This window comes from Rhodococcus sp. KBS0724 (genome assembly GCF_005938745.2).
Taxonomy (GTDB): domain Bacteria; phylum Actinomycetota; class Actinomycetes; order Mycobacteriales; family Mycobacteriaceae; genus Rhodococcus_F.
On sequence record NZ_VCBX02000001.1, the window covers coordinates 1845461 to 1858660 of the forward strand.

Here is a 13200-nt window from a genome sequence, read left to right on the forward strand (position 1 = left end):
ATGGCTACACCAGTTGCCGAACTGCACATGCACATCGAGGGTTCGCTCGAACCCGAGCAGATCTACCGCCTCGCCGAGCGAAATCGAATGGACTTGCCCTACAAGGACATCGAAGACCTGAAGTCCCGCTACGAGTTCTCGGATCTGCAGTCGTTCCTCGATCTGTACTTTGCCAACATGGCAGTTCTGCGCACAGCCGAGGACTTTGCGGATCTCACGCGGGCGTACTTCCGTCGTGCTGCCGCTGCAGGTGTCTCGCACGCCGAGTTCTTCTTCAACCCGCAAGCGCACGTCGTCCGGGGTGTTCCGTTGACCGAGGTGCTCGACGGAATCATGGATGCCGTTGCATCCAGCGAGCGGGAGTTCGGACTCAGCAGTAGCGCCATTGCCGCGATTCTGCGTGATCAACCGGTCAGGGATGCCGAGGAGATCTTCTCGGAGATCATCCGGTTGCAGGCCCCAATTGTCGGTCTGGGCCTCGATTCTGCAGAGGTGGGTAACCCGCCGTCGCTCTTCGAGGACGTGTTCGCGCGGGCTCGCGCCGAGGGGCTTCACGTGGTTGCCCATGCCGGTGAGGAAGGCCCGCCGGAGTACATCTGGCAGGCGCTCGACATCCTCGGTGCAGAACGCATCGACCACGGCGTCCGCGCTCTCGAAGACCCGGCGCTGGTCGAGCGCCTGGTGGACGAGGAGATCCCGCTGACGGTCTGCCCGTTGTCGAATGTTCGTCTTCGCGTGTTCGACAAGCTCGAGGATCACCCGTTGCGGACGATGCTCGACCTCGGGCTCGTCGTGACAGTCAATTCCGACGATCCCGCATACTTCGGCGGGTACGTCGACGACAACTTCGCCGAACTCGGTCGAGCAATCGGGTTGACCGAGTCCGAACGTGAGACGTTGGCCCGCAATTCGATCAAGGCGTCGTTTGCCAGTGAATCGCGGAAAGCGGAATTGCTGCGTTAGAGAAGCGAACTCACTCGCCGAGAACCTGGCGCAGGTAGTCGTTGTCGAAAACGCGGTCCGCGTCGTACTTGTCTCGGACGGCGATGAAGTTGTCGAGTTTTGCGTACGTGGGGCGTAAGTCGTCGACGGACCGGTTGTGCATCTTGCCCCAGTGCGGCCGGCCGTCGACGGCTTTTGCCATCGCTTCGACTGCGGCGAAGTACTCGGTCTCGGACCGGCGGTGATATTGGTGCACCGCGACGTACGCCGTATCGCGGCCGTTGGCGGTGGAGAGCCACACGTCGTCGGCGGCGGCAAAGCGAACCTCGACGGGAAACGCAACGTTGGTTCGGGTTCTCTCCAGCCACTGGTTGATCTCGTGGAGTAGATCTTTGACGTGTTCCGCCGGGACGGCGTATTCCATTTCCTTGAACTTCACCCGGCGCGGCGATGCAAATACCCGGTAGCTGCGGTCGGTGTATTCGCGTGCGCCGAGCAGGCGTGACGAGATCTGGTTGATAGTGGGGATGGCGGCCGGCGCGCGTGCGGCGATGCGGTTGACGCCCTCGAAGAGCGTGTTCGACATGAAGTCGTCCTCGATGAAGCTTCGGATCGCGCCGACAGGGTTCAACGGCGTGTCGCCGGGGAGACGCGTGTTCCGTTTGGTGAGGACTCGATCGGTGTGGGGGAACCAGTAGAACTCGAAGTGGTCGACGCCGCGGCACTCGTCTTCCATAGTGTCCAAGATGTGGGACAGCGTGTCGGGTTTTTCAACTGCGTGCAACGTGAATCGAGGTGAACACGAGAGCGTGAACTTGGTGATGATGCCGATCGCGCCCAAGCCGATTCGGGCAGCTTCGAACAGTTCCGGATTTTGATCCGCGGAGGCGGTGACAATTGCGCCGTCGGCTGTCACGATTTCGAGGCTGTGAATCTGCGTCGACAGTCCACCGAATGCGGCGCCGGTCCCGTGTGTTCCGGTACCGAGGGCTCCGGCAAGGGATTGGGCGTCGATGTCGCCGAGGTTGGTCATCGCGTAACCGCGTTCCCATAACGCCTCGTTGAGGGCACGCAGGCGGGTGCCGGCGAGGACTGTGACTAGAGCCCCGTCATCGGTAGGCGTGATCGATTCGATCCCGGAGAAGTTGTCGAGACTGACAAGAACTCCGTCGGTGACGGCAGCGCCGGTAAAGGAATGACCGGCCCCGACTGCTTTGACACGCCACCCGCGAGTTGCGGCTTCGGCAACAAGTGTGGCGAGCTCACGAGTGTTTCTCGGGGTTGCGAATTGTCGCGGTGAGGCGCGTTGAGTGCCTGCCCAGTTCTGCCAAGTTTCTGAAGCCATTCGACAATCATGTACTTGGACGTTCGTCCAAGCAAGCATTGCGCCTAGTTTTTCCGCTCTCCGTTCTACGATCATGGGATGCTGAACAGGCTTCCGGCGGACGAGCGCCGCACACAACTGATCGAATCTGCCATATCCATCGCCGAACAGCGCGGCGTGAGTTCAGTGACGGTTCGTGCCGTAGCCGAAGAGGCGGGCGTATCGCTGGGCGTGGTTCATTACTGTTTCGAGAGCAAAGAGGAGCTCATCGCTGCGATGGGCGAGACGCTGATCGTTCAGCTCAGTGAATCGTTGCAGCATGCCTTCGGGCAGGTCCGCCACGCACCTGATCTGACGGGGATCCAAGGACTGAAGGAATTGCTGCACATTGGCTTGACGGGAATGTGGCCTCTTATCGAGGCGACGCCTGATCGGCAGTTGCTGACCTACGAGATCACGGCTCAGGCTCTGCGCAGTCGTAACCTCGGTGCCGAGCGCGCGGGGGCCGTCGCCAGCGACCAGTACCGAATCATGGACGAGCATGCCATCACTTTTCTCGAAGAGTGCGCCAAGATTTCCGGAACTGTCTGGACCGAGTCTTTGCAAGCGTTGGCGCGATGGAGTCTGGCGATGATCGACGGGCTCGTGCTGCGCTGGCTTGTCGATCGTGACTCCGACGCAACCATTGCGGAATTCGGCGAAATGGTTCAGGTCATTGCCGGAAAGGCGATCGAGGCGCCGCACTGACCCGACATGGACATGCGTCCAATTCGGGTGTTGACTTAGCCGCAACGCCCCGAAGATAGGACACACGTGAGAACAACACTGGATCGACTTACTGCCGCTACCGCTGATGTCGACCCGCCCCTGGCCGCTCTCGACCTGACGACCCTGCGCAGCAATGCCGCCGATCTGGTTCGCCGGGCCGGGGGAACTCCGGTGCGGGTTGCGAGTAAGTCGGTCCGGTGCCGCGCCGTGCTCGAGGAAACTCTGGGCAGCGGGCTCACCGAGCAGGGTGGATTTCGCGGAATCATGGCCTACTCACTCCGCGAAGCATTGTGGTTGGTCGGTCTTGGTGCCCGCGACATCCTGATGGGATATCCCACCGTGGATCGTGGAGCATTGGCCCAACTCGCCGGCGATCCTCTTGCGATCGCGTCGATCACGCTCATGATCGACGACGACGCTCAACTCGACGTCATCAGATCCGCTGCCTCCGGAACTGCGCCGATTCGGGTGTGCCTCGACGTGGACGCATCCTTGCGGATCGGGCCGATACACTTGGGCGTCCGACGCTCGCCGCTTCGCGAACCGAATGATGTTGCCGCACTGGCCTTGCGTGCGCGGTCACGCGGATTCTCCGTTGTCGGGGTCATGTTCTACGAAGCGCAGATCGCCGGGTTGCCCGACACCAGCGCGCCGATCGGCTGGGTAAAGAAGGCATCGGCCCGGGAGTTGTCGCACCGGCGAGGGGCCGTTGTTTCTGCGGTCACTGATGCGGTGGGCACCCTCGAGATTGTGAACAGTGGTGGCACCGGGTCACTCGAAGTCAGTTCTGCCGATTCGGTGGTCACCGAAGTAACAGCGGGTTCGGGACTGTACGTACCGACGCTCTTCGACAGATACCGCGCCTTCCGTCCGGACCCCGCTCTGTTCTTTGCGCTCTCCGCGGTTCGTAAACCGACGCCGAAGGTCACCACACTCTTCGGTGGTGGGTACATCGCCTCCGGGCCGGCAGGCGCCGCGAGGGTTCCGAAACCGATGCGTCCACTGGGCCTGACATTGCTCCGCAACGAAGGCGCAGGAGAGGTGCAGACGCCGGTCACCGGACGGGCTGCCGGCGACATCGCGATCGGTGACCGCGTGTGGTTCCGTCACGCGAAGGCCGGTGAATTGTGTGAGCGGTTCGATCACGTGCATCTGGTTGATGCCGACGGCACCGCCACCGCGGTACCCACGTATCGCGGCGACGGTCAGTGCTTCGGCTAGCCGGCCGTCAGGCGCATGAAGGCTCCGAGTTCCACCAACCCAGCGGGAGTAGTCGGCATGTACTGCGTCAGTGCATACGACCGGACGATGATGGCGCACCATTTTCCGCGTGAGACAGCAACATTGAGACGGTTGCGGGAGAGCAGAAACGACATTCCGCGTGGAACGTCCTCGACCGCGGACGCCGCCATCGATACGATCGCGACTGCCGCCTCACGTCCCTGGAACTTGTCGACGGTGCCCACCTCGACGTCGGTGAACCCAGCCTCGGTGAGGTCACGCTCGATGGTGCCCACCTGAGCGTTGTATGGCGCGACCACCAGAATGTCAGCCTCGGTCAGGGGACGGGTGCCGTCGAATTCGCTGGGATCGGTCCACGGTGTTCCGAGGAGTTCGCGGATCTGCGTGACGATCACGGCAGACTCTTCGGGTGAATACGTCGAGTTGCCGGAATGGTCGACGTACACCGTGTGCACACCCGCCGCAAGACCGTCGAGTTTCCGTGCGGCACTTACCGACTCTTGTGACAGGAGCTTGCCCTCGTAGGACAGAGCCGACACCGGCGCGCACAGGTCCGGGTGCATCCGCCAGGTCTTTTCGAGGAAGTACCCCAACTCCGGTGGTAGAGCGCCGTGCCCCTCGGCGAGCCAACCGAGCGCGGACTCGTCAACAGGTTCGGGATGAGTTCCCTGACTGACCTGCGGCAGTTGTTGGGGATCGCCGAGTAGCAGCAGATTCCGCGCGGAAACGGCAACGGCGATGGTGTTGGCCAGCGCAAACTGGCCGGCTTCGTCCACGACGAGGAGATCGAGGCTGCCAGGGGGCACTCGATCGGTGTTGGCAAAATCCCACGCAGTGCCGCCGATCACGCACCCTGTGGACTGCGCCTCGGCCAGGAAGCGGGGGAACTGCTGGGCCGTGATGTCGGTCCACTCCGCAGTTCGGCTGCGGCTGCCCTTCTTCGCCACCAGAGCCGGATCGAGGCCGGCTTTGACGATGCCGCCCAGCATGTTCTCCACCACCGAATGTGATTGCGCAACAACACCGATCCGCCACTGGTGCTGCTCCACCAGAGCCTTGACCACTCGCGCCCCGGTGTACGTCTTACCGGTGCCGGGCGGGCCCTGGACGGCAACGTAGGAGTCGTCCAGATCGAGAACGGCAGCCGTGATCGCGGACGCGTAGTCGTTGCCTTCGCCGACCGGAGGTAGCGCTTCGTCGGAAAGGGTTCGAGGCGCAAGTCGACGCAGAATGTCGACCGCGGCGCGGCGCGGCAACCCGGGCAATCCGTCGCAGGCTTCGGATGCCGCTGCAGCGATGGACTTTTCCATCGGCACCGTCGGGATCGGGCGTCCAGGAGCCAAGGCAACGGGAGTCTCGGAGAATTCGTCACCTCGCAGCAGTTCCTCGATGGTGACAACGTCGAGATTTCCGGATTTCGCGACCGAGACGATCTTCACCCCGTTGGTGCCTCGCTGCGCCGGATTGTCGCCGGCAACGGCGTCGGGGGCGGGGACCTCGTACAGCGCATACATGTCGGTGCCGGGACTCAATGTTGTGCCCGTGCCCAGGGTTCCGGTCAACTGGATGTGCCGACGCGGCTTCTGCCTGGCAGTGTTCTTGTGCCAGTCTGCTTGAATGTCAGGCACGTCCACCACCATCACGTCACGGACGTCGAGGAGATCTTCGATGGGTGCCGACAAGCGATCGAAGTGCGCCCACCAGTGCGGCTTCTTCTCTCGGCTGTGGTACCCGACGGCTGCCGCGAGGAGGGCTGCGGCATGTTGCTCGGCGGTACGCGTCGAACCGGCTTTGTGCCCGGCGAATTCGCGTAGTTCGATTTCGGTTTCAGTGAGATCTTCCACCGGCAGTGCGATCTGCCCCGTCGGCTGACGCAGGGTGATGTCGTGTTCGATCGCGCGATCGACCAACCAGTTGCGCAGTCGGAGTGTCGATTCGCAGTCGTACTCGTTGTAATCGGAAATGCCTTGCAGCAGTTCACGGGCCTCGTCGTCTTTGCCGCGCTCGCGTAGTTCGCAGTAGTCGGAGTACGCAACCACGGACGCGGCGGCGTTGACGACATCACCGTCGCGGCCGTGTTCTCCCATGTACAACGGTTCGAGTTTCTTGATGCTGTACGAGCGGGCCCCGATCCGCAGTGCCGAGCGAACCAGCGGATACAGATCCACGAGCACGTTCTCGCGGAGCAGCGTGTCCACGACCTGCTCGCCCACTCCGTGGCGCGCGGCGAGTCGCAAGAGCGCGGACTTCTCGTAGGCCGCGTAGTGATAGACGTGCATCCCCGGATGAGCCTCGCGCCGCGCGGTCACGTAGTCGAGAAAGTCGACGAGCGCCTGGCGTTCACCGGCGCGGTCATGCGCCCAGAACGGCTTGAACACGTAGTTCTCCGCCGGACCTTCGACGACGCCGAACAGGTACTCGAGCCCCCAGTCTGTGGAACCGTCCTCCGCCCACAGAGGATCACCTTCGAAGTCGAAGAAGATGTCTCCGTCGTCCGGAACCGGCAGCCCCCCGAGTACGGACGGTTTGTAGATATGGAACTCGGCTTCGCCGGATTGTTCCTGGCGCAACTGCAGCGCGGCCTGCGCGCGCAACTTCTCCAGAGTGTCGCGGCGGATACCGTCGACGGTTCCGGTGCTGACGGCCAACTGATCGATCGAACCGATGCCGGCGGCAATCAACTGCAGACGCTGATTACCCCGGAGACCAGCCACCAGGAGCAGATCTCGGTGGTTCTCGACTTCCACGCTGCACGTATCGCACCGTCCGCAGCGCAGGTATCGGCCGTCGAGCCACTGCGCGGGTGTTCCCTCGGCGTGATGTTCGTCGAGAACCTGCTCGAGCTTGGCTCGGCTTGCCGAGAACACCGGCGCGATGTCACCGATGTCATGAGACGACGTGCTGCCGTCGCCGAGCATCAGGTGTACCTGATCGGAGGCGGCGATGGCGTTGCGGCCCAGCGCGTCCGCATAGGCGGCCAATTGCAGCAGTGCCGACACCTTTGCGTGCCGCGACAGCTTGCTGTCGTACACCGCATACCGATCACCCTCGCGCACCAGGAAATCGCAGAATCCCAGGAACCGGCCGTCGAAGAACGTTCCCTGGTAGATGACAGGGGCGCCGGAGCGCAGAGCCTCGACCGTGGCGAGTGCCGCTTCGGTGAGCCCGGCGCGGGTGTGCTCTGGCCGTTCCATGACAACCACACCGTCACCGTGTTCGGCGATGAACCGCTCCAACTGTTCACGCTCGTGGTGCTGACCGAGCGCGGACGTTCGCTCCAGCATCGGATCGGAGTCGACGCCCTCCGTTTTGATCAGCCCGGTCCGCGCGTCGAGCCGCCGCAGTAGGCCGAATTCGCACGTTGCGGCCGCCGAGAGGTCACTGGCGCTGTAGATAATCTGATCATCGAGGAGGAACACAGGGGCGATTGTGCCAGCAGTGTCTGACAAAGATGTCCGACAAAACAGCATGTTGGGATTCAAGGCACGTCGTAAAGACCGCGAGCCGGGCAGAATGTCCTCCATGCCCTTTTTTGACGGTCGACGCGGTCAGGTCCATTTTCGGCGGTGGCCTGCTTCCGGGGACGACACTCCGGTGATGTCGCTGGTGTTCCTCCACGGGTTGGGGCAACACAGCGGTCAGTACCACCGATTTGCCGGCGCTCTGACGTCTTCCGGTATGGAGGTCTGGGCGATCGACCACACTGGGCACGGACTGTCCGAGGGTGAGCCGGGGGTGGGTGCGCCGTTGTCGGATCTTGCCGCTGATGCCGCGACGTTGGCGGATATCGCCCGTGAAGCGCTTCCCGGTGTCCCGCAGGCGGTCATGGGGCATTCTCTCGGCGCCGTGACAGCGTTGTCGATGCTGACGCATCAGGATCATCATTTTGTGTCGGCGGTTTTGTGCGGAATCCCGCGCAACGCGGTTGCCCAGGCCGGGTGGACGGACTTGGCGGATTCCGGGATTCCGGTCCTGGTGGTGCACGGCGTCGACGACCGGATGGCACCGATCGAGCCGGTGCGCACCTGGGCGTCGACGCTGCCGAATGTGGAGATGCGCGAATTCGAGGACGCAGGCCACGACCTGTTACACGAGAAGGTTCACGCCAGCGTGAGCGCCGTGAGCCGTGATTTCCTTCTCGCGCACAGTCATTGATTCACACAGTCGTCGAGTCAGGCGAGCGCCTCGAGCACGTCCTTGGACGTCACGGGATGCGAGAACATCGGGTAGTCGTAAGTGATGGCGTTCTCATGTTCCGCTACTGAGGTTCCCGCGACGCAGTCGGTGAGAGTGATGACGCGGTAACCATTTTCGTAACCGGTGCGCATGGTGGACTCGACACAGCAGTTGGTCAGAAATCCGCCGAGGATGATCGTGCGGATTCCCTTGCTGCGCAAGATGAAATCGAGGTTGGTGCTCGCGAAAGTGTCGAGACCGCGCTTGCCTTCGACGAGAATGTCGCCGTCCTGCGGGGTTAATTCGTCGACTATCGCCGCTCCCCAGGTGCCTTTGACGAACGCCTTTCCGTCCACGACTCCCTTGAGGATTCCGTATGGGTGCGAGGTGATCTCGTTGTAACCCTCGGCAAATGTGATCGGCGCATGCATGACTGTGACACCGGCCGCGCGAGCAGCCTCGACCAGCGTCGTGGTGTTTGCCAGGAGTCCGGTCGATTCCATAACGGGGGCAACGGCGTCGTGCAGGACGCCGCCCTCGGTGGTGAAGTCGTTTTGGTATTCGATGAGCACGACTGCGGTGGTTGCGGGATCCAACTCGAGCTTTTCGGTCATGTCGACACCCTTTGGTTGTGTGTTTCGGGTCGTTGTGGTTCCGGTCACGAATCACTTCTATTAAACAGTTTGTCTGACAAGCAGGCAAGAGGTAGCGTCGGCAGCATGGACACAACTCCGCTCTCGCGTATCCCGCTGAGCCTTGCGGTGTCGGGCCGGCTCCGCGACGCGATTCTCGACGGTTCCTTGCCGGTCGGTGAGTCCTTGCCAACGGAACAGGAACTGGCGCAGACTTTTTCGGTGGGCCGCTCCACTGTCCGCGAAGCGCTGCGTGTACTCCAGGCGCAAGGGTTGGTGACCGGCGCCGATACCGTGTCGACGGCCCGCCCCAAGGTCACCCACGAAAACACGGCCGATTCCGCAGCCACTGCGTTGAGCACGGCTGTGCAGGTGGGCGCCGTTCCGCTTCCGGACCTGGTCGAATTGCGGGTTCTCCTCGAAGCTGCCGCCCTGCGGGGTGTCCACGAGGTTCCGGGTGCCGCGCGTGTTGCCATCGAGGAGATGCGTCGGGCCGCCGAAGACAACAACGCGTCCGCGTTCCATGACGCGGATGTCGACTTTCACGTCGCCTTGGCGGGTGCCGGTGGAAACCGGGCCTTTGCGTTGGTGATGACGGTTCTGCGCGAGAGTATTGCCGGTTATCTGATGAGCGAACTCGAGGCGATCGAGGACTCGGCGGCCACGCTCGGTGTTCTGCTCGCGGAGCACGAAGCCATCGCCGACGCGATAACGGCCGGTGAATCCGATTTTGCGGCGCAGCTTGTCGAGAAGCATGTGCGAGGTTTCTACGAAGGACACACGAAATGACGACAACGGTGGACATGCTGGGCGATCGGCTGCGGGAAGTGCTGGGGGAGAAGGCGACCACGGATCCCGATCGGATGGGCGCCTATACCCGGGACCAATCGCTACTGACCACCGCTGGGGTTCCCGCGGCTCTGGTCAAAGCAACATCCGTCGACGACGTAGCCGCGACGATGACGGTTGCCCACGAACTCTCCATCCCGGTCGTAACCCGCGGCGCGGGAACCGGTTTGGCAGGTGCCGCCAATGCGCTCGACGGTTGCATCGTGCTCAGCGTCGCGGGGATGAATCGCATTCTCGAGATCGATGCCGCGGCCCGTACGGCAACGGTGGAGCCGGGTGTGATCAACGGTGACCTCGCGGATGCCGCTCGCGCACAGGGGCTTTGGTATGTCCCGGATCCGGGTAGCCGGGCAATCTCGAGCATCGGCGGTAATCTGGCCACCAATGCCGGTGGTATCTGTTGCGCAAAATACGGGGTCACCGGTGATCATGTCGCGGCGCTCACCGCAGTGCTCGCAGACGGCCGCGTGATCCGCACCGGAGCAAAAACTCGCAAGAATGTGGCGGGGCTGGACCTGACCCATCTCCTGGTCGGTTCCGAGGGGACGCTTGGCGTCATCGTCGAAGCCACGATGCGGTTGCGGACCGCACCCACCGCTGCAACCACGGTTGTTGCGTTCTTCGACTCGGCGGACAAAGCGATCGAGGCGGTCCTGGCCGTCGCCGCAGTTGCCGAACCGTGCCAGATGGAGTTGATGGACGCAGTGACCATCGACGCTGTAAACCGCTTCACGAGAATGGGTCTCGACGAATCTGCGGGGGCGATGCTTCTCATTCAGTGCGACGGCAGGTCTGCCGCGCAGGAAGCGGCAGACTGCGCGGCGGCCTGCACGCGGGTCGGTGCAACCGAGGTGTTCCACACCGACGATCCCGAGGAAGGTGACGCGTTCACCGCTGCGCGGCGCATGGCGTTGCCGGCGCTAGAGGCGATGGGAACCGTGTTGCTCGACGACGTCGCCGTACCGGTGCCTGCCTTGCCGCACATGCTCCAACGTATTCAGGAAGCTGCCGAGCGGCATTCGGTCACCATCGGAACCTTCGGTCATGCCGCAGACGGAAATCTCCATCCCACCATCGTGTTCGACGCCGCCGAAGTGGGCGCGCAGGATCGTGCCCGTGGGGCCTTCGACGACATCGTGCACGCGGCCCTCGCGCTGGACGGCACGATCAGCGGTGAGCACGGCATCGGAGTTCTCAAGGCGCCGTACATGTCCGACATGATCGGTCCGGTTGAACGTGAGTTGATGCTCGCGGTGAAAGCTGCGTTCGATCCGAAGAACATTCTCAACCCGGGGCGCGGAATCTGACCTAGCGCAGCGATGTGGCCCGGTACGGCAACGATGTGATCATTGCCGAACCGGGCCACAGGCTTACCGAGATGTCAGGCGTACAGATCGGTGATCGCGCCCTTGTGTGCTTCGTGAATGATGTTGCGCTTGAGCTTGAGCGTCGGGGTCAGTTCACCGGTTTCCTGGGTGAAGTCGACCTCGAGGATCGTGTACTTCTTGATCTGCTCGGGGTTCGAGACCTTCTTGTTCGCGTCCGCGACCGCTGAGTCGATTTCGGCGATGAGATCGGCATTCTTGATCAGATCGCCGATGGGACTTCCGGCAGGCAGTCCGTTGCGCTCGACCCAACCGGGCAGGGTTTCGAGGTCGAGTGTGATCAGCGCGCCGATGAACGGTTGACCGTCACCGACCACGAGGCACTGGCTGATCAGGGCGTGCGCGCGGAGTGAATCCTCGAGACCGGCCGGAGCGACGTTCTTTCCGCCTGCGGTGACGATGATTTCCTTCTTGCGTCCGGTGATCGAGACGTAGCCTTCGTTGTCGATCGATCCGAGGTCGCCGGTGTGGAACCAGCCGTCGATGATGGACTCTTCGGTGGCCTTGTCGTTGTGCCAGTACCCGGCAAAGACCACCGGTCCCTGCACCAGGAGTTCTCCGTCGTCTGCGATGCGAGCGGCATGACCGTTGATCGGCTTGCCCACCGTGCCGACGCGTTGCGCGGCCGAGGTGTTGACCGTGATGGCGGCACTGGTCTCGGTGAGTCCGTAGCCCTCGTAGATCGGGATGCCGACGCCACGGAAGAAGTGACCCAGACGCGCTCCGAGCGCCGCGCCGCCGGATACTGCGCGTTCGCAGTCGCCGCCGAGAGCAGCACGCAGCTTCGAGTACACAAGTTTGTCGAAGACAGCGTGCTTGAGCTTGAGCGCGATTCCGGGGCCGTTCTTTTCGAGGGCTTCGCTGTACTCGATGGCTGTGGCCGCTGCCTTGTCGAAGATGCTGCCCTTGCCGCCGTCGACTGCCTTCTGGCGTGCCGAGTTGTAGACCTTCTCGAATACTCGCGGAACCGAGAGGATGAAGGTCGGCTTGAACACGGCAAACTGCTCGAGGAGTGTCGTGAGGTCCGATGTGTGGCCGACGGTCACCTTGGAGTCGAAGGCGCCGAAGGAGATTGCCCGCGCGAAGACGTGAGCAAGTGGCAGGAACATCAAAGTCTTCTTGCCTGGAACCATGGATTCCGGCATGGCCAAGCGGCACGCTGCGGACTCCGCGTAGAAGTTGGAGTGCGTCAACTGGACGCCCTTGGGGCGACCGGTGGTGCCGGAGGTGTAGATCAATGTCGCGGGCGATGCTGCTGTGACCTGGTGGCGACGGGTGTCGAGTTCTTCGTCGGTGATTGCGGCGCCGCGACTCGTCAGGTCTTCGAGAGCGCCCGATTCGATGACGAGGACCTCACGAAGCGCCGGGGCGGCCTCGGTGACTTCCTTGATCTTCGACGCGTGATCGGCAGTCTCGACGAGAAGCAACGACGTCGCGGAATCTTCGAGGATCCACTGCGCCTGATCCGGGGACGAGGTTTCGTAAATCGCGACGGTGCAGCCGCCGGCAGTCCAGATCGCGTAGTCCGTGACAACCCACTCGTAACGAGTTGCCGAGAGGATAGCGACGCGGTCGCCGAGCCCGACTCCGGAGGCAATCAGGCCCTTGGCTACGGCCGAGACCTGCTTGGCGAATTCGGCTGCCGTGACGTCGACCCAGGCGCCGTTGACGAGGCGCTGGAACGGTACGAATGTGGGGTCTTCGCTGGCGTGCCGGAACACGGAATCCGCCATAGATGCGTTCTCCGGAATTGTGAATGTCTGTGGAACTGAAAACTCACGCACTTTGACCCCTCCAGTGACAACCGATAACTACGATGTGCATTGCATCACATTAGTCGTTATTTTGCACTGTCGTTACTATTCGGTAGATCCAATTGAGT

10 protein-coding genes are annotated in these 13200 nt (G+C 62.5%); 6 read left to right on the forward strand and 4 right to left on the reverse strand.

Annotated features, from left to right (window positions below; all coding sequences use genetic code 11):
- The gene (locus tag FFI94_RS08625) at positions 1-963 is read left to right on the forward strand and encodes an adenosine deaminase (protein ID WP_138872599.1); all 963 of its coding nucleotides are present in this window, start codon (positions 1-3) and stop codon (positions 961-963) included.
- Positions 964-973: 10 nt separating this feature from the next.
- Here FFI94_RS08625 and FFI94_RS08630 read toward each other — a convergent pair whose 3' ends face one another.
- Entirely contained in the window at positions 974-2287 is a 1314-nt protein-coding gene (locus tag FFI94_RS08630) for a D-arabinono-1,4-lactone oxidase (RefSeq protein WP_138872600.1), read from the reverse strand.
- A 78-nt stretch (positions 2288-2365) separates the two neighbouring features.
- Between FFI94_RS08630 and FFI94_RS08635 the strand changes: the two genes are divergently transcribed.
- Positions 2366-3013: a TetR/AcrR family transcriptional regulator gene (locus FFI94_RS08635; RefSeq protein ID WP_138872601.1), complete on the forward strand. Its 648-nt coding sequence runs from the start codon at positions 2366-2368 to the stop codon at positions 3011-3013.
- Positions 3014-3079: 66 nt separating this feature from the next.
- Positions 3080-4255, forward strand: a complete 1176-nt coding sequence (locus FFI94_RS08640; RefSeq protein ID WP_138872602.1) for an amino acid deaminase/aldolase — start codon at positions 3080-3082, stop codon at positions 4253-4255.
- Here the strand turns inward: FFI94_RS08640 and FFI94_RS08645 are convergent.
- Positions 4252-7695 (reverse strand): bifunctional RecB family nuclease/DEAD/DEAH box helicase, encoded by a 3444-nt coding sequence (locus FFI94_RS08645; protein WP_138872603.1) that lies wholly within the window; start codon positions 7693-7695, stop codon positions 4252-4254. The genes FFI94_RS08640 and FFI94_RS08645 overlap by 4 nt on opposite strands.
- Positions 7696-7789: 94 nt before the next feature.
- On the opposite strand from FFI94_RS08645, the gene FFI94_RS08650 reads away from it, so the two are divergent.
- Positions 7790-8431, forward strand: a complete 642-nt coding sequence (locus tag FFI94_RS08650; RefSeq protein ID WP_138873682.1) for an alpha/beta hydrolase — start codon at positions 7790-7792, stop codon at positions 8429-8431.
- 17 nt (positions 8432-8448) lie between these two features.
- On the opposite strand, the gene FFI94_RS08655 is transcribed toward FFI94_RS08650, so the two are convergent.
- The gene (locus FFI94_RS08655) at positions 8449-9066 is read right to left on the reverse strand and encodes a cysteine hydrolase family protein (protein WP_138872604.1); all 618 of its coding nucleotides are present in this window, start codon (positions 9064-9066) and stop codon (positions 8449-8451) included.
- 105 nt (positions 9067-9171) lie between these two features.
- On the opposite strand from FFI94_RS08655, the gene FFI94_RS08660 reads away from it, so the two are divergent.
- Positions 9172-9873, forward strand: a complete 702-nt coding sequence (locus FFI94_RS08660) for a FadR/GntR family transcriptional regulator (protein ID WP_138872605.1) — start codon at positions 9172-9174, stop codon at positions 9871-9873.
- Positions 9870-11240, forward strand: coding sequence for an FAD-binding oxidoreductase (locus FFI94_RS08665; RefSeq protein WP_138872606.1), 1371 nt, complete (start codon positions 9870-9872; stop codon positions 11238-11240). The genes FFI94_RS08660 and FFI94_RS08665 overlap by 4 nt, the downstream gene beginning before the upstream one ends.
- A gap of 74 nt (positions 11241-11314) precedes the next feature.
- On the opposite strand, the gene FFI94_RS08670 is transcribed toward FFI94_RS08665, so the two are convergent.
- Positions 11315-13102, reverse strand: a complete 1788-nt coding sequence (locus tag FFI94_RS08670; protein ID WP_138872607.1) for a long-chain fatty acid--CoA ligase — start codon at positions 13100-13102, stop codon at positions 11315-11317.
- Positions 13103-13200: the final 98 nt, after the last annotated feature.

Bases quoted from the DNA above. Each gene is read 5' to 3' on its own strand.
- FFI94_RS08625 (WP_138872599.1), top strand. From the start codon at position 1: ATGGCTACACCAGTTGCCGAACTGCACATGCACATCGAGGGTTCGCTC.
- FFI94_RS08630 (WP_138872600.1), bottom strand. From the start codon at position 2,287: ATGGCTTCAGAAACTTGGCAGAACTGGGCAGGCACTCAACGCGCCTCA.
- FFI94_RS08635 (WP_138872601.1), top strand. From the start codon at position 2,366: ATGCTGAACAGGCTTCCGGCGGACGAGCGCCGCACACAACTGATCGAA.
- FFI94_RS08650 (WP_138873682.1), top strand. From the start codon at position 7,790: ATGTCCTCCATGCCCTTTTTTGACGGTCGACGCGGTCAGGTCCATTTT.
- FFI94_RS08655 (WP_138872604.1), bottom strand. From the start codon at position 9,066: ATGACCGAAAAGCTCGAGTTGGATCCCGCAACCACCGCAGTCGTGCTC.
- FFI94_RS08660 (WP_138872605.1), top strand. From the start codon at position 9,172: ATGGACACAACTCCGCTCTCGCGTATCCCGCTGAGCCTTGCGGTGTCG.
- FFI94_RS08665 (WP_138872606.1), top strand. From the start codon at position 9,870: ATGACGACAACGGTGGACATGCTGGGCGATCGGCTGCGGGAAGTGCTG.